The organism is Nocardia sp. 348MFTsu5.1 (assembly GCF_000383535.1).
GTDB lineage: Bacteria > Actinomycetota > Actinomycetes > Mycobacteriales > Mycobacteriaceae > Williamsia > Williamsia faeni.
Genome location: NZ_KB911520.1, coordinates 136,520 through 153,296, shown reverse-complemented (window position 1 = coordinate 153,296; position 16,777 = coordinate 136,520). Strand labels below are relative to the sequence as shown.

Annotated in this window: 16 protein-coding genes and 1 pseudogene; 9 read left to right on the top strand and 8 right to left on the bottom strand. The window is 63.7% G+C overall.

Annotated elements, in window-relative coordinates; genetic code table 11:
* The 4 genes from greA to H290_RS0120975 form a co-directional block, all read right to left on the bottom strand.
* Entirely contained in the window at positions 1–495 is a 495-nt protein-coding gene (gene greA / locus H290_RS0120990) for a transcription elongation factor GreA (RefSeq protein ID WP_020108804.1), read from the bottom strand.
* A gap of 97 nt (positions 496–592) precedes the next feature.
* Positions 593–1,366 (bottom strand): queuosine precursor transporter, encoded by a 774-nt coding sequence (locus H290_RS0120985; protein ID WP_020108803.1) that lies wholly within the window; start codon positions 1,364–1,366, stop codon positions 593–595.
* A gap of 19 nt (positions 1,367–1,385) precedes the next feature.
* Positions 1,386–2,066, bottom strand: coding sequence for an LppP/LprE family lipoprotein (locus tag H290_RS30365; protein ID WP_081631663.1), 681 nt, complete (start codon positions 2,064–2,066; stop codon positions 1,386–1,388).
* A gap of 168 nt (positions 2,067–2,234) precedes the next feature.
* Positions 2,235–2,663: a DUF4307 domain-containing protein gene (locus H290_RS0120975; protein ID WP_028463482.1), complete on the bottom strand. Its 429-nt coding sequence runs from the start codon at positions 2,661–2,663 to the stop codon at positions 2,235–2,237.
* 129 nt (positions 2,664–2,792) lie between these two features.
* On the opposite strand from H290_RS0120975, the gene mca reads away from it, so the two are divergent.
* From mca to H290_RS29395, 4 genes and pseudogenes are all read left to right on the top strand, one after another.
* Positions 2,793–3,659, top strand: a complete 867-nt coding sequence (mca, locus tag H290_RS0120970; protein ID WP_051122161.1) for a mycothiol conjugate amidase Mca — start codon at positions 2,793–2,795, stop codon at positions 3,657–3,659.
* On the top strand, positions 3,656–3,907 hold the full coding sequence (locus H290_RS29400; RefSeq protein WP_020108799.1) for a hypothetical protein: 252 nt from the start codon (positions 3,656–3,658) through the stop codon (positions 3,905–3,907). The genes mca and H290_RS29400 overlap by 4 nt, the downstream gene beginning before the upstream one ends.
* Positions 3,876–5,903, top strand: a complete 2,028-nt coding sequence (locus tag H290_RS0120960; RefSeq protein ID WP_028463481.1) for a thioredoxin domain-containing protein — start codon at positions 3,876–3,878, stop codon at positions 5,901–5,903. Before H290_RS29400 ends, H290_RS0120960 begins: the two co-directional genes overlap by 32 nt.
* A 145-nt stretch (positions 5,904–6,048) precedes the next feature.
* Positions 6,049–7,237: pseudogene (locus tag H290_RS29395) on the top strand (IS30 family transposase).
* Positions 7,238–7,492: 255 nt separating this feature from the next.
* On the opposite strand, the gene rocD reads toward H290_RS29395, so the two are convergent.
* Complete coding sequence (gene rocD, locus H290_RS0120945; protein ID WP_020108797.1) at positions 7,493–8,728, bottom strand: ornithine--oxo-acid transaminase; 1,236 nt, start codon at positions 8,726–8,728, stop codon at positions 7,493–7,495.
* Positions 8,725–9,582 (bottom strand): dimethylargininase, encoded by an 858-nt coding sequence (gene ddaH, locus H290_RS0120940; RefSeq protein WP_020108796.1) that lies wholly within the window; start codon positions 9,580–9,582, stop codon positions 8,725–8,727. Before ddaH ends, rocD begins: the two co-directional genes overlap by 4 nt.
* Before the next feature lie 125 nt (positions 9,583–9,707).
* On the opposite strand from ddaH, the gene H290_RS0120935 reads away from it, so the two are divergent.
* Together H290_RS0120935 and H290_RS0120930 are read left to right on the top strand one after the other, a co-directional pair.
* Positions 9,708–10,154 carry an Lrp/AsnC family transcriptional regulator gene (locus tag H290_RS0120935; protein ID WP_020108795.1) on the top strand — a complete coding sequence of 149 codons (447 nt, stop codon included), beginning with the start codon at positions 9,708–9,710 and terminating at the stop codon, positions 10,152–10,154.
* Positions 10,155–10,393: 239 nt separating this feature from the next.
* Complete coding sequence (locus H290_RS0120930; RefSeq protein WP_020108794.1) at positions 10,394–11,497, top strand: 3-deoxy-7-phosphoheptulonate synthase; 1,104 nt, start codon at positions 10,394–10,396, stop codon at positions 11,495–11,497.
* A 25-nt stretch (positions 11,498–11,522) separates the two neighbouring features.
* On the opposite strand, the gene H290_RS0120925 is transcribed toward H290_RS0120930, so the two are convergent.
* Complete coding sequence (locus H290_RS0120925) at positions 11,523–12,149, bottom strand: hemolysin III family protein (RefSeq protein ID WP_051122159.1); 627 nt, start codon at positions 12,147–12,149, stop codon at positions 11,523–11,525.
* Positions 12,150–12,252: 103 nt separating this feature from the next.
* On the opposite strand from H290_RS0120925, the gene H290_RS0120920 reads away from it, so the two are divergent.
* Positions 12,253–13,035: an isoprenyl transferase gene (locus tag H290_RS0120920; protein ID WP_020108792.1), complete on the top strand. Its 783-nt coding sequence runs from the start codon at positions 12,253–12,255 to the stop codon at positions 13,033–13,035.
* Positions 13,036–13,051: 16 nt separating this feature from the next.
* Here H290_RS0120920 and coaA read toward each other — a convergent pair whose 3' ends face one another.
* Positions 13,052–13,984, bottom strand: a complete 933-nt coding sequence (gene coaA, locus H290_RS0120915) for a type I pantothenate kinase (RefSeq protein ID WP_020108791.1) — start codon at positions 13,982–13,984, stop codon at positions 13,052–13,054.
* Between the two features lie 98 nt (positions 13,985–14,082).
* Between coaA and H290_RS0120910 the strand changes: the two genes are divergently transcribed.
* Together H290_RS0120910 and glyA are read left to right on the top strand one after the other, a co-directional pair.
* Positions 14,083–15,315: a hypothetical protein gene (locus H290_RS0120910; protein ID WP_028463479.1), complete on the top strand. Its 1,233-nt coding sequence runs from the start codon at positions 14,083–14,085 to the stop codon at positions 15,313–15,315.
* Between the two features lie 78 nt (positions 15,316–15,393).
* Complete coding sequence (gene glyA, locus H290_RS0120905) at positions 15,394–16,692, top strand: serine hydroxymethyltransferase (RefSeq protein WP_020108789.1); 1,299 nt, start codon at positions 15,394–15,396, stop codon at positions 16,690–16,692.
* Positions 16,693–16,777: the final 85 nt, after the last annotated feature.

The window sequence follows — 16,777 nt, the reverse complement described above, 5'->3', positions numbered from 1 at the left end:
TTAGTTGTGGTACGGCTCCGCGCTGACGAGCGTCACCGAGACGGTGGCGCCACTGGGCACGGTGTACTTGCGGGTGTCGCCGACCTTGGCATCGATGAGCGCACCACCCAGCGGTGACTTCGGTGAGTACACCTCGAGTTTGTCTTCGGACGATCCCTGCTCGCGGGTGGCGATCAGGAAGGTCTCGGTGTCGGACTCGTCGCCGTCGTAGTACACCTTCACGACGGAACCCGGCAGTGCCACACCGGATTGCGTGGGTGTCTCGCCGACCTTGGCTGTGTTGAGCAGCTCCTGGAGCTGACGGATGCGGGCTTCCTGCTGACCCTGCTCGTCGCGGGCGGCATGGTAGCCACCGTTCTCCTTGAGGTCTCCCTCTTCGCGTCGCTCGTTGATCTCGGCGGCAATCACCGGACGGTTCGCGATGAGCGCGTCGAGCTCCTCTTTGAGCCGATCATGGGACTCCTGGGTAAGCCAGGTCACCTCGGTGTCGGTCATGCTCGATCACTCCCTCTCGTTACATGCAGCAACACGGCCCCTCTCGGAACCGTGTATCAGTCAAGACTACCAGGTCAAATGTACGGTTCCCGAATTCCTAGGAAATTGTGCCCTCTTGGGCAAGCGACGACTGATAGGTCGGTTCGCGCTTCTTGAGCCATCGGATGGCCGCATACGTCAGCGGCATGATTGCGATCTCGACCAGGGTTTTCCAGATGAACCCGATGAGTGTGTAATTCAGGAAATCGGACCACGTCGAAATGCCCAGTGCGGTCGCAGCAATCGCACAAAAAACCAGCGTGTCGAAAAACTCGCCGACCACTGTGGAGCCGAGGAGTCGGGCCCACAGATGTTTCTCGCCGGAACGGGTCTTCATCTTCACCAGCACCCAGGAGTTCAGGAACTCTCCGACGACGTAACCGGCCAGGCCGGCCGCCAGGAACTGAGGGATCACGCCGGCGACGGTCTCGAAGGCTTCTTGGCCGTCGTAGAACGAGGCGGCCGGCAGTTTGATGGTCAGCCAGAAGCACAGGGACGCCAGAAGCAGGACAAAGAAGCCCGCCAAGATTGTTCGTCGCATCGCGCGGAAGCCGTAGACCTCGCTGATCACGTCTCCGAGGACGTAGGCGAGGGGGAACATGTAGAAGGCACCGTCGGTGACCAGGCCGTCCATGGACAGCGGTCCGACGTCGAAGTGGAGGCTCGAGAACAGCACCACGCCTTTGGTGCCGGTGATGTTGCTGATCATCATCACGCCGACGAAGAGGCCGACGAGCATCGGGTAATACGGACTTGCAATGGTGGCAAACGCCGGACCCGTTCCCTTGGCGGTGAGCGAGTCCGGCTGCCCAGACTTGTTTATGGATGTCATGGGTGCCGATTATGGGTGATCAGCATCTGCCGTCGGTCACTGCGGCGGGAAGTTCGCCGATCATGTCCACTCCGACGCCGTTCCATCGGTAGCTGACAGATACCTCACCTTGGGGGTCGGCGTTGGGTTCGTCACCCACGATGTAGTGGTAGGTGACGTCTACCTGATCGTCGGTGGCGCCGGTGATCTGCTGATACGGGAGATTGCAGGCGGTTCCGGTGCCGAGGAACTCGTCGCGGTGGAAGAACAACAACTGGTGTGGTGACGACACCGTGCCGCCTTCGGTGGCCAGCGCCACATAGGTGAAGTCGGCGCATCCGTCGAAGTTGGATTCTTCCGACACCCACAGTGCTCCTGGTAACGGGGGCGGGATCTGACTGATCGCGCCCCCGGCGATCACCGAGGCGCCGGCGGACTGACACGGTGCGGCGTCGTCGACGGTGGTGAGAACAGTCTCGGTCGAGGTAGTTGTGCTCGTCTCGATGGCGGTGACGGGACCAGTGGCGCTGGAGGTAGCGATCTCGGAGACCGGATCGGTCGATATCGCCACCGACGGTGCTGTGCTCACGTCTGCTGCGCTGTCGGTTGCGTCCGAGCAACCGGCCGCAGCCACGATGGCGATGACTGCGGCCGCTGCCGTCGTCCAGCGCACTGCCGATGACCGGACGGCCGAGAATTGTTTGTTCACAGCGATATTCATCGAACGAACCTTTCGTTGCCGACCCACTGACTGTGTCGTGGCGGGCAGCGAAAAAGTTAGTCACCGAAAGTATCCGAACGGTGGGTTGCAGGAGGAAATGCAGGTCAGCGGAGTGTGGTGTCGGTCGACTGAACGACCCACCGACCACCGGGCTCCAAGCGTGGCGCGTCAGGGTGCGACGAGGTACTCCGGGACCGTCTTGCTACAGCCGTACACCTCGCCGAGTGCCGGAGCAGCGGATGTGTTGACGACCGTGGACATCGAGAAGTGGGTTTCTTCGGACGCCGGGACGTAGATCTCGCGCCGGCCGGTTTCGCTGCCGTCCCTGGATCGCGCGCGCACGATGCAGGTGGCCGGAACGCCGGGATCTTTGCGGATGACTGTGAACTTCACCTCAACGCTGGTGTCGTTCAGAATCTCGTAGCCGCTGGCTTCTCCGGAGATGTCGGGGTCGGAAAAGTTCTTGTATCCGATCCATGCGATGAGTACGCCCGCCGCGATGACCAGGGCGGTGAGTCCGATCGCCCACACCCGGCGAGAGCCTGAAGAACGGTCGGTGGGGTAACGCCCCGGCGGTAGGTTGCGAGGGCTTGTCATGCGTTCATACCTACCATGGAGCCAGAAGCGGGTACCGGTGCGCCATGGTCCGTGTGGACGGTGGGAGTATTGAACCCGAATATCGGGCTGTTGTGAAGGTGAGGAAATCGCGTGGTCGGACTACGACTGATGGCGGTGCATGCGCACCCCGACGACGAGTCCAGCAAAGGCGCGGCCACGATGGCCAAGTACGCCGCCGAAGGACACGACGTCCTGGTGGTGACGCTGACCGGTGGCGAGCGCGGCGACATCCTGAACCCGGCGATGGATCTGCCGGGCATCAAAGATCGCATGCCGGAAGTCCGCAAGGAAGAGATGGCCAAGGCCGCGGCAGCTCTCGGCGTCCGTCAGCAATGGCTGGGCTTCATCGACTCCGGACTGCCGGAAGGTGATCCGAAGCCGCCGCTACCCGAAGGCTCGTTTGCAGCGATCCCGCTCGAAATCCCCACCGAGGCCCTGGTCAAGGTGGTCCGCGAGTTCCGACCGCACGTGATGATCACCTACGACGAGCACGGCGGCTACCCGCATCCCGACCACATCCGCGACCACGAGGTGTCGATGGCCGCTTTCGAGGCCGCCGCGGATCCCGAACAGTTCCCTGATGCCGGAGAACCGTGGTCGGTGTCGAAGATCTACTACACCCATGGATTCATCCGTGACCGGATGATTCTGTTCTCGGACGAATACGCGAAGATCGGCCAGGAGAGCCCGTTCGCGGAGTGGCTCTCGAACTGGGATCCCGAGCGCGGCAACCTGATGGGCCGGGTGACCACCCAGGTGACCTGCGGTGACCACTTCTCGAATCGCGATGAGGCGTTGCGGGCACACGCCACGCAGATCGACCCGAACGGGATCTTCTTTGCGGTCCCGATCGAGTGGCAGCAGCGTCTGTGGCCCACCGAAGAGTTCGAACTGGCCAAGACCCGCGTAAAGACCGCGATCCCCGAAACTGATCTGTTCACGGGTATCACTGCTGATGAGGAGGTTGTGTCATGAACATGACCTACACCGCCGCGCAGATCACCGACGTGCTCGCGGGCCCGGAAGGCCCCGAGTTCGGTAAGGCGTCCCCGCTGGGATTGCTGGTGGTCCTGCTATTGCTGGGCGGAACGATTTTCTTGATCTGGTCGATGAACAAGCACATCAAGCGTCTGCCCAAGAACTTCGACTGGGACCATCCTGAGGACGATCAGGCCGCCGACGACGGGACCGATGGTGACCCGCGACAGCAACAGTCTCGCTGACGCGACAAGCCCCTATCTGCGCCAGCACGCCGCCAATCCGGTGCACTGGCAACAGTGGAGTGCGGACGCCCTGGAGTGGGCGCGAGAGCGCGATGTTCCGATCCTGTTGTCGGTCGGCTACGCGGCCTGCCACTGGTGCCACGTCATGGCGCACGAGTCCTTTGAGGATCACGCCACCGCAACGGTGATGAACCGGCATTTCGTCTGCATCAAGGTCGACCGCGAAGAGCGCCCCGACATCGACGCGATCTACATGAATGCCACCGTCGCGATGACCGGTCAGGGTGGCTGGCCCATGACCTGTTTCCTGACCCCTGAGGGTGAGCCTTTTTACTGCGGCACCTACTTTCCGTCGGTACCCCGCCACGGTCTGCCGTCCTTTGTTCAGCTACTCGATGCGATCACTGAGACCTGGAAGGCCAAACGCGACGAGGTGCAGCGGGTGGGCACGGCGGTTGCCGAGCAGCTTGCGGCAACTGCGGAGGGTCTTCCCGATCCGGAGCTCGCCCTCGACAACGCTTTGCTCGCCCATGCCGTCGACAAGGTTCTCGAAGACGAGGACCGCGACTACGGCGGTTTCGGCGGTGCCCCCAAATTCCCGCCGTCGGCCTTGCTCGAAGGACTGATCCGGGAATCCGAGCGGACCGCAGATCCGCGGGGGATCGAGGCCGCGCAGCGCACCGCCTCGGTGATGGCCCGCGGCGGTATCTACGATCAGCTCGCCGGTGGTTTCGCCCGGTACGCGGTCGACCAGGACTGGGTGGTTCCGCACTTCGAAAAGATGCTCTACGACAACGCGCAGCTGTTGCGGGTGTACGCCCACCTGGCCCGCACCACCTCAGATCCGTTGTCGCAGAAGGTTACAGAGGAGACCATTGGCTTCTTGCAACGCGATCTCAAGGTCATCGGCGGCTTCGCCTCCGCGCTCGATGCCGACACCGACGGTCGCGAAGGCCTGACGTATGTGTGGACTCCGCAGGAAATGGTCGATGTGCTCGGTGCCGAGGACGGAGAGTGGGCAGCACAACTGTTCACCGTGACCGCGGCGGGCACCTTCGAAGACGGCGCGTCCACACTGCAGCTGCGCGCCGATCCCGATGACGTCGACCGGTTCGACTCGGTACGCAAGCGGTTGTCGGCGGCGCGGTCGTTGCGACCACAGCCGGGGATCGACGGCAAGGTCGTCACCGGCTGGAATGCACTGACCATCACGGCGCTTGCCGAAGCCGGCGCCGGACTTCATCGTCCGGAGTGGATCGAGCTGGCCACCTGGTGTGCCGGAGAACTGCTCGAGCGCCATCAGCCGGATGGCCGCCTCCGACGGTCCTCGCTCGATGGGGTGGCAGGCGCGCCTCTGGCGATGCTCGACGATCATGCTGCGCTGGTCACCGCGCTCCTGGCGCTGTATCAGGTGACCGGACAACCGGATTGGCGAGACCACGGACTCGACCTCCTCGACCGGACCATCGATCTGTTCGCCGACCCGCAGACGCCGGGGTCGTGGTACGACTCCGGGGACGATGCCGATGCCCTGCTGACGCGTCCGCGCGACCCGATCGACGGGGCAACACCGTCCGGCACCTCGCTGGTGGCCGAGGCATTGCTGACCGCCGCGCCGCTGGCGCCGACAGGCCGCACACCGCGCAGCGCCGACGACTACTTAGCGCTTGCCGACGACACACTTGCCCGTGGTGGCGTGTTGCTGGCAAAGCTACCCCGGTCGGCGGGGCAGTGGCTGGCGGTCACATCCGCCCGGCTTGCCGGACCATTGCAGATTGCCGTGTCGCAGCAAGACATCGGATCCACCGAGCTGCTCGCAGAGGCACGAGTTCGGGCTCCGGGTGGCGCGATCGTGGTCGGTGGTCTGGTGGATTCTCAGCCGCTGCTGGTCGGACGGCCCCCGGTCAACGGAGAATCCGCCGCCTACATCTGCCGCGGATCGGTTTGCGGTCTCCCGGTGACCACCGTCGAAGGACTGGCTCAGCAGCTGGGATAACCCGGCCCCGGCCCGAGCCGTCGAGCGTGCCGAACAGACCGCCGACCGTGCCGAACCGATCAACCATCGACCGTGCCGAACGAACCGTCGACCGTGCGGCGGATTCATACGGTTATTGCAACATCGTCTAACGCGGGAGGTTGCAATGGCTTTCGATCGGGTTCTTCGTGGCCAGGTCTTTGATCAGTTGTGTTCAGGGTCCTCGTTAGCGGCCGCGGGCCGTGCTGTGGGTGTGTCGAAAACGACCGCGAAGCGGTGGTGGGTCCAGGCTGGCGGGATGGATCTGAACAAGGGCGCGGTCGGCGGCTTGGGCGACATGATCTCGGTAGGGATCGGCGGACGAGGTCATCGGCTGAGTTTGGCAGAACGCGAAACGATCATGGTGGGGGTGATCCTAAAGGTGACACCCGCGGCCACAGGGCGTGTTCTGAGCCGGGACCGGTCGGTGATTTCACGGGAATTGGCACGCAACAGCAATCTCGATGGCACCTATCATGCGTTGTTAGCGCATTGGCGGGCTGCTGGTAAGGCCAAGCGGCCCAAACGATTTAAACTGGTTGATCATCCGCAGCACACGATGATCGAAGAGGCGTTGGACTGTGGGTGGTCTCCCCGGCTCATTGCTGACGTGCTCAAGATTCTCTACCCCGATGACAAACTGATGTGGGTGAGCCACGAAACGATCTATCAGGCGTTGTACGTCCAAACCCGTGGCAGCTTGCGGGCGGATCTACACAAGACGCTCTCCACCCGGCGCGCGGCCCGCAAGCCACGAGACCGCGAGAGCAAGCTGGGTAAACCGTTTCGCGATGCGTTCACCATCGCTGATCGGCCCGAGCACGTCGAAAAGCGTAAAGTCCCAGGTCACTGGGAGGGTGATCTGATCATGGGCTCTGATTCCAGCGCTATCGGAACCCTGGTTGAACGGTCGACACGGTTCACGATCTTGCTGCATTTGCCAGCCGACCATCGTGCTGAGACCGTCGCTGAAGCCATGATCGCGGCCATGAACAAACTGCCTGAGCACCTGCTGGCATCGATCACCTGGGATCGCGGCACAGAGTTGGCCGGCTACCGCGATATCCAACTCAAACTCGATCTGCCCGTGTACTTCTGCGATCCACACTCGCCATGGCAACGCGGCACCAACGAAAACACCAATCGTCTCCTGCGGCATTGGTTCGCCAAAGGCTCGAACCTACGCGCCCACACTGCCGCCGATCTCCAGCGCGTCTCCCGACTCCAACGACCGACCCCGCCCAACCCTCGACTACCAAACACCAGCACAAGCACTCGCCAAACTCATCGACACCGACATCATCACAGCCGCCTAGTCACAACCAGAAGCGATGCAACAACCACTTGACATTGCCTGCCGAACGAACCGTCGACCGTGCCGAACGAACCGTCGACCGTGCCGATATCGCTGTTGCACAGTAGTTTTCGGCACGTTCGGCGGGAATTTGGGCACGCTCGGCGGGAATTTGGGCACGCTCGGCGGGGATGTTGGCACGCTCGACGGGGGGTCGGCGGTGATATGAGCACGCTCGACGGTGATATGGGCACGCTCGGCGGAGGCGGGGGTGGGGTCAGGTGTGTAGGACTGCCGCGAACTGATCCATCGCCCAATCGATTTCGTCTGTGGTGATGACAATCGGGGGAGCAAACCGCAACGTCGAACCATGGGTGTCCTTGGCCAGGACACCGCGTTCTGCGAGTTTCTTGCAGAGGTCTTTGCCGGTGCCCAATGTCGGATCGACGTCTACACCCGCCCATAGGCCCAGCCCGCGGACCGCGGTGACGCCGCCGCCGATCAACTCGTGAAGTCGACCGTGGAGATGGGTGCCCAGTGTTGCTGCGCGGTCTTGCCAATACCCGGTACCGAGCATGTGCACCACAGTCGAACCGACCGCAGCAGCAAGGGGATTGCCGCCGAACGTCGAACCGTGCTCGCCCGGCCGGAGTACCCCGAGTACGTTGCTGTCGCCGACCACCGCCGACACGGGCAGGACGCCCCCGCCCAGAGCTTTGCCGAGCGTGTACAGGTCGGGCACCACGTCCCAGTGGTCGCAGGCGAATGTGGTCCCGGTACGGCCGAGTCCGGATTGGATCTCATCGCAGATCATCAACACGTTTGTGCTGGTGCAGAGTTCACGAACCGCGGCGAGGTACCCATCGGGCGGGACGATGATGCCGGCCTCACCCTGGATCGGTTCGATCAGAACCGCAACGGTGGTGTCGTCGATGGCGGCAGCCATCGCCTCGGCGTCACCGAACGGAACAATCCGGAAGCCCGGGGTGAACGGTCCGAATCCGGTGCGTGCGACCGGATCGTCGGAGAAGCTCACGATGGTGGTGGTGCGCCCGTGGAAGTTGCCTGCCGCCACCACGATCGAGGCCTGTCCCGCCGGCACACCTTTCACCTCGGTGCCCCACTTGCGGGCCACCTTGATGGCTGATTCCACCGCTTCGGCGCCGGTGTTCATCGGCAGCACCATCTCTTTGCCGCAGAGTGCGGCCAGGTCGCGGCAGAACGGCCCCAGACGGTCGGAATGAAAGGCTCTGCTGGTCAACGTGAGACGGCCGAGTTGGTCGGTGACCGCGGCGATGATCTCCCGATTGCGATGCCCGAAATTGATCGCCGAGTATCCGGCCAGGCAATCGAGGTACCTGCGTCCCTCGACGTCGGTGATCCAGGCACCCTCGGCGGTGGCCGCGACCACCGGCAACGGCGAATAGTTGTGTGCCGCAAAGTCGTCGACCATGCCGATGTGCTCGGATGACGAGATGATCGGATCGACGGAATGGGTGATGTCGACGGTCATGATGTGACACCGGCCTTTCGTAGTTCCAGCGTGCAACATTTGACGCCGCCACCGCCCTTGAGCAATTCGGAGAGGTCCACCTCGATCGGATTGAAGCCGGCGGCGGTGAGTAGGGCTGCCAAATGTGGTGCGGCGTCGGTCATCACGACGTTGAGGCCGTCGGAGACCAGATTCAGCCCGAGTACAGCGGCATCGGCATCGTTCGCCCGGATAGCGGTGGGGTAGAGATCGGCGAGGACGCGCTGGGCGTCCGCCGAGAACGCGTCCGGAAAATAGGTGATGGTGTCGTCGTCGAGTACGCCGAGCGCGGTGTCGAGATGGTAGTACCGCGGGTCCACGAGTTCGAGGCTGACAACCGGAAGTCCGGTGAGTTGAGCAACCTGGCGGTGGGTCTGTTGGTCGGTACGGAAACCGGTGCCGGCCAGGATGCGATCGCCGACCACGAGGAAGTCGCCTTCGCCCTCGTTGATCCCGGAGACCGTCCGCACCGGTCCGAGTCCGGCGCTGTTCATCCAGGCGGCATATGCCGCGCCCTCGGGTTGACGCTGCGGATGTCGGAACGCTGCGGCTATCGCGACACCGCCGACGACCAGTCCCCCGTTGGCGGCATAGACCATGTCGGGCAGACCCGGGACCGGCGGCACTTCTGAAACGGAATGTCCCAGTTGGACATACGTCTCGCGAAGGACGTTCCACTGGTGGAGGGCGAGCGCGGTGTCGACCTCGACGGTCGGGTCCATCCATGGATTGATCCGGTAGGTGACCTCAAAGTGGGTCGGTGGGGTCATCGCATAGTTGCGTGGTGAGAAGGTTCGGTCTCGGCCGACGGCAGGGGCGAACTGGGTGATGGTCACTCATCGATCGTAAGAACCCCATGAAATGCAAGCAATCTCCGTGCCTTGCGTCTAGACCGGCTGTCTGTTGCTAAATCTGGCACAATAGTTAGATCTGTTGCGTGAGGTGAAAGGGAGGACTCCCGGTGGCTGAGCTGGACGAGATCGATGAGGCGATTCTGGGCTGCCTGACTCGTGATGCGCGGCAGACATACGCGCAGATCGGGGAGCAGGTGCGACTGTCGGCGCCGGCCGTCAAGCGTCGCGTCGACCGGCTCGTGTCTTCCGGTGTGATCCGCGGCTTCACCGTGGTCACCGATCCGGCAGCGTTGCAATGGACCACGGAGGCCTACGTTCAGGTGTTCTGCCGGGGCACCATAGCCCCGGACATCCTCGCCCGATCGTGGGAACACATCTCTGAAGTGGTCAGTGCTGCCACCGTCACCGGCCCGGCCGATGCGATCCTGCGGGTGGTGGCGCGCGACGTCCAGCACCTGGAGGTGGCGCTCGAACGCATCCGGGCGGCGGAGACCGTCGACCACTCCGAGAGCATCATCGTGCTGTCCCGGGTGATCGACCGCGGTCATCCCTAGGAGGGTGCGCATTTTGGGCATCCGGCGAACACCGTGCTAGGTTGGCCGACGTGAACATTTGTGCTGGTGCCTATTGGCGCTTTATCGAGGCTCCGGGTGGAGCCGCCGATATCGCGCTGTACTGACGCGCGCCAACACCCGGAGCCCCGAGCAGTGACCATCGTGGTCGCTGCTTTTTTCTTTGTCAGGGCACCGGTTACATGAGTGCGGGTGCTCGCCGAATCAGAAAGGCACGCATCATGAGTAGCGAATCCACCACCACGCAGGCCGAGCAGGCGACGCTGGTCGGACCCAAAACATCCGACCGCCGCATCCGGGCTTTCCGCGAGATCCCTTCACCCGACGCGGTTCGGGCAGAACTGCCGTTGACCGATCGCCGCGCCGCGGTTGTGCAGCAAGATCGCGATGAGATCGCCGACATCCTCGCCGGCCGCGACGACCGACTCCTGGTCATCGTCGGGCCCTGCTCGGTCCACGACACCGTCGCCGCTCTGGATTACGCCCGCCGTCTGGCTCCGCTCGCCGTCGAACATGCGGACCGGCTCAAGATCGTGATGCGCGTGTACTTCGAAAAACCTCGCACCACCGTCGGCTGGAAAGGCCTGATCAACGACCCGGGCATGGATGGTTCGTTCGACGTCGAGCGTGGTCTGCGCACCGCGCGCGCACTGCTGCTCGACATCATCGACCTCGGTCTGCCGGTCGGTTGTGAGTTCCTCGAACCGACGAGCCCGCAGTACATCGCGGATGCTGTTGCCTGGGGCGCCATCGGTGCCCGCACCACCGAGTCGCAGGTGCACCGTCAGCTGGCATCGGGTCTGTCGATGCCCATCGGATTCAAGAACGGTACCGACGGCAACATCCAGGTCGCGGTCGATGGCGTGAAAGCCGCTGCCGCCGAGCATGTTTTCTTCGGCGTCGACGACTTCGGCCGGGGTTCGATCGTGGAGACCGTGGGCAATGAGGACTGCCACGTCATCCTGCGGGGTGGCACCACGGGACCGAACCACGACGTCGACTCCATCAACCGCACGATCGCTGCGCTGGCCAAGGCGGGCCTGCCCGAACTGGTGATGGTCGACTGCTCGCACGCCAACTCGGGCAAGGACCACATCCAGCAGGCCGTGGTCGCCACCGATATCGCGGCGATGATCGCCGGCGGCCAACTGGGCATCAGCGGTGTGATGTTGGAGAGCTTCCTGGTTGCCGGTGCGCAGTCGCCGGATGCCGAGGTTCTGACCTACGGCCAGTCCGTCACCGACAAGTGCATGGACTGGGACGCGACCCTGACGGTCGTGCAGACCCTGTCGGCGGCAAAGGATTCGGTGACGGTTTCGGCCTGACCTGTACCGATTCTGGTGCAGCACCTCAGCTGAACAGCACCAGCCACACCGCGACGTAGTGCACCAGTGCGGCGATCACCGTGCAGGCGTGGAAGAACTCGTGGTGGCCGAAGGTGTTCGGCCAGGGGTTGGGCCACTGGGTTGCGTACAGGATGCCGCCGACGGTGTAGAACAGTCCACCCACGGCCAGGAGTACAACGACGGCCACACCCACCGATTCGATGAGCGTCGGGACCACCGCGATGATCGTCCAGCCCAGGATGATGTAGAGCGGTACCCCGAGCCATCGCGGTGACGACGGCCAGACCATTTTGAGGGTCACCCCGGCCAATGCTCCGACCCACACGATGACCAGCACCGCCACCTGCGCGGGTGGTTCCAGGCCGATCACACAGAACGGGGTGTAGCTACCGGCGATGAAGATGAAGATCATCGAATGGTCGGCCCGCTTCATCCACATCTTCGCGGTGTCCGTGGTCCAGTTCACCCGGTGATACGTGGCGCTGACGCCGAACACCCCGCAGACCGTCAGCGCATAGATACCGCAGGCCAGGGCCGCCACCGGACCGACCAGCGCCCACGCGACGGCAACGAGCACGATGCCGGCGCCGATGGCGGCGAAGCCGGCGTACAGGTGGATCCACCCCCGCATGCGCGGCTTGAGTTCAGCGAGTCGTGCGAGTTCGGAAGAGACCACAACCTACGGTAGCGTAGGTTCGCATCGGCGGTCCGTGAGGCCGCGTAAGGTGTACCGAGTGAAGTTGATTCCCGACGCGATGCGTGGACCGATGTATCGGGTCTACGAACGTCGGCTCACCCAGTACCTCGATCCGGAACGGGTGCCCCGGCACATCGCGATCATCTGTGACGGAAATCGTCGGTGGGCCCGCGAGGCCGGGTTCGACAACGTCAATCATGGGCATCGGGTGGGTGCGCAGAAGATCGCCGAAGTCCTCACCTGGTGCAGCGCTCTCGACATCTCGACGGTCACCATCTACCTGCTCTCCACCGAGAACCTGAGCCGCGACACCGAGGAACTCGGCGCGCTGATGCAGATCGTTCCCGACATCGTCGAGGAGATCTCTGCGCCCGGGCAGCCGTGGCGGGTGAAAGTTGTTGGTGCCCTTGATCAACTCCCGGTCGAGGTGTCCAGCCGGCTGAAGGCCGCGGAGCAGCAGACGGCAGGCCGCGTGGGTCCGACCGTGAACGTGGCGGTGGGTTACGGAGGACGCCAGGAGATCGTGGACTCGGTGCGGACCCTGCTCGCCGACCGGATCGCTGCCGGCGATTCACCCGACGATCTCGTCGACGCGGTCACCGTCGAGGCCATCGACCAGAATCTCTACACCCGAGGCCAGCCCGACCCTGACTTGGTCATCAGAACCTCTGGCGAACAACGCCTTTCAGGTTTCCTGCTCTGGCAAAGCGCCTACTCGGAAATCTGGTTCACCGATGCCTACTGGCCGGCGTTCCGCCGCGTCGACTTCCTGCGCGCACTGCGTGACTACGGCGCACGAAGCCGTCGCTTCGGTAAGTGAAACCGCGCCTGCTCGATCAGATCTTGCGCAGGCGCACCCGGTTGATCGCGTGATTGGCGTCCTTGCGTAGCACCAGCGTCGCCCGTGGACGGGTCGGCAGGATGTTCTCCACCAGATTCGGCCGGTTGATGCCGTTCCAGATGTCGCGGGCTGCCAGGAAGGCCTGGTCGTCGTTCAGCGACGAGTAGTGGTGGAAGTGAGAGTTCGGGTCGGCGAAGGCCGTGGTCCGCATCGCCAGGAACCGGTTGATGTACCAGTCCTCGATGTCCTCGATGCGGGCGTCGACGTAGATCGAGAAGTCGAAGAGGTCCGACACCATCAGCCGGGCCCCGGTCTGGAGCACGTTCAGTCCCTCGACGATGAGGATGTCGGGTTGTTTCACATGGTGTTTGGTGCCGCGGACGATGTCGTAGGAGACATGTGAATACACCGGTGCCGACACGTCACGAGCACCCGACTTCACCTCGGTCACGAACCGCAGCAGCGCGCGCCGGTCGTACGACTCGGGGAAACCCTTGCGGTGCATGATCCCGCGACGTTCCAGCTCGGCGGTGGTGTAGAGGAATCCGTCGGTGGTGATCAGGTCGACGGTCGGATGCGACTCCCACCGGGCCAGCAGAGCCTGCAGGACGCGGGCCGTGGTCGACTTGCCCACCGCGACACTGCCGGCCACACCGATGATGAACGGCACCTGTCGCTCAGGTTTCCGTTCGCCGAGGAAGGTGGCCGTCGCCGCGAACAGACGTTGCCGAGCAGCCACCTGCAGATGAATCAGACGGGACAGCGGCAGATAGACGTCTGCGACTTCGGTGAGGTCGATCTGCTCGCCGAGACCACGCAATTCGCGCAGTTCACTCTCGGTCAGCACCATCGGCATCGATTGGCGAAGATCTCGCCACTGACGTCGGTCGAGTTCGATGTACGGACTCGGCTCGGTTATCCGTGCCATGTCAACTTTCGATCCGTGGGCCCCGTGGCATGGGGTTCATCCTTGCGAATGGATCGCAGAGCAACAACTCCGGGGTCCCTTCGGTAGCGTTTGACCCCATGCACAACGAAGCGATCACAGCGCGGTATCTGCGGCTTGGATTGGCATTTGATCGGCTCGAAGAAGGTTTCGTCGACGCGTTCACCGGTGATCCGGCACTCCGTCGAGAGGTCGAGAACGCCCCGGCGCCCGATCCGAGAGACCTTGCCCATCAAGCGGCTTCGCTCCGCGACGAACTCCCCGGCGCCGGACTGGGAGACATCCGCACCGAGTTTGTCGATTCAGCGCTGCGGGCGCTGGAATGTTCGGCGCGGAAGTTCGCCGGCGACGACATCGGATTCGTCGAAGAAGTTCACAACTACTTCGACGTCGACATCACGATGGGCGATCCCGACACCTACCGCAGCGCCCACGCGGAGCTGGACGAGTTGCTGCCCGGCACCGGCGACCTCGCCGAGCGTTATGCCGTGCACAAACGTGCCGAGGAGATCCCACAGGACAAGGTCGCCGAGGCGGTGTCGGCGTTCAGCGGCGCACTGCGAGAACGGGTGCGGGGCACCTACGCGTTGCCCGAGGTGGAGATCGTCGACTTCGAGGTCGTCGGCGACAAGCCGTGGTCGGGGTTCAACTACTACCTGGGCGACTACCGGTCGAAGGTTGCCATCAACGGCGACCTGACCCAGCACATGTCGTCGCTGCCGCATCTCATCGCGCACGAGGCGTACCCGGGCCACCACACGGAGCACTGCCGCAAAGAGCAGTTGCTGGTCGGGACAGGTCAGGTCGAGCAGTCGATCTTCCTGGTGAACACCCCGCAATGCCTGATGGCCGAGGGGCTGGCCGATCATGCGCTGAGCGCTGCGATCGGGCCGGAGTGGGGCAGTTGGGCGCAGGAGATCTACGCCGACCTCGGACTGCGGTTCGACGGCGAGCGTGCCGTCGCCATCGGAAGGGCCGTCGGTGGACTCCTCGGTGTGCGCCAGGATGCAGCGCTGTTGCTGCACGATCGCGGCGCCGACCAGGACACCGTTGCGACGTACCTGCAGACCTGGCTCCTGGCCACCGACGAACGCGCCCGGCAGATGCTGCGTTTCCTGTCGTCACCGCTGTGGCGCGCGTACATCAGTACGTACGTCGAGGGCTACCGCCTGCTGCAGAGGTGGCTGGACATGCCGGCAGCGCCGGGGCTCGGTGCCGTGTCGCCGGCAGATCGGCTCATTCGTTTCGGGCGGTTGCTCGACGAACCCCTGACACCCGGACGACTGCGGGCGGAGCTCGGGGCCGGGATATAGGGCATTTATCGGTTACGTGCCCGGTCTCTTACACTGAACCTGCCGATTCGTCCGCGCAGCAGCGTCTGAAGGAGACCAATGACCGACGTCAACACCGCATCCCTGGCTGAGCTGGACCCGGATGTGGCGGCCGCGATGAACGGAGAACTGAACCGTCAGCGAGACACCCTGGAAATGATCGCGTCGGAGAACTTCGTTCCCCGTGCGGTGCTGCAGGCCCAGGGCAGCGTGCTGACCAACAAGTACGCCGAGGGTTATCCCGGACGCCGCTACTACGGTGGCTGCGAATACGTCGACGTCGTCGAGGACATCGCCCGGAATCGCGCAAAAGAGCTGTTCGGTGCCGAATTCGCCAACGTGCAGCCACATTCCGGCGCACAGGCGAACGCTGCGGTCCTGGCTGCGCTGATGGAGCCCGGCGAGACATTGCTCGGCCTCGATCTGGCCCATGGTGGTCACCTCACGCACGGCATGCGTCTGAACTTCTCCGGCAAGCTCTACGAGAACGCCTTCTACGGCGTGAGCAAAGAAGACTTCCGGATCGACATGGACGAGGTGCGCAAGATCGCCCTCGACACCAAGCCGAAGGTGATCGTCGCCGGCTGGTCCGCTTATCCGCGGACCCTGGACTTCGCGGCCTTCCGGTCCATCGCCGACGAGGTCGGTGCGCACCTGTGGGTTGATATGGCCCACTTCGCCGGACTCGTCGCCGCCGGCCTGCATCCGTCACCGGTCCCGTACGCCGACGTCGTGTCGTCGACCGTCCACAAGACACTCGGTGGACCTCGCTCGGGCATCATCCTGGCCAAGAAGGAGTGGGCCAAGAAGCTCAACTCCGCAGTCTTCCCCGGTCAGCAGGGCGGCCCGCTGATGCACGTCATCGCCGCCAAGGCCGTGGCCCTCAAGATCGCCGGCACCGAAGAGTTCAAGGAGCGCCAAGAGCGCACGCTGGTCGGCGCCCACCTGCTGGCCGAGCGCCTCACCGGTGACGATGTGTCGAAGGCCGGTGTCTCGGTCCTGACCGGTGGCACCGATGTGCACCTGGTGCTGGTCGACCTGCGTAACAGCGCGCTCGACGGCCAGCAGGCCGAAGATCTGCTCCATCAGGTCGGCATCACCGTCAACCGCAACGCCGTGCCGTTCGACCCACGCCCGCCGATGGTCACCTCCGGTCTTCGGATCGGTACGCCTGCGCTCGCCACTCGCGGTTTCGGTGAAGAGCAGTTCCGGGAGGTCGCCGACATCATCGGGACCGCACTGGCTGCCGGCGAGAGTGCGGACATCTCCGCGCTGCGCGCCCGCGTCTCGCAGCTCGCTCTCGACTTCCCGCTTTACGAGGGACTCGAGGACTGGGGTCTGCTCAGCACCCAGCGCTGAGTCCGTCCGAGCACGACCTGACAAACCCACCTCGACCAATCAAAAACACCCCGTCCAGGTGTGTTTTTGGCCACACGAGGTGGGT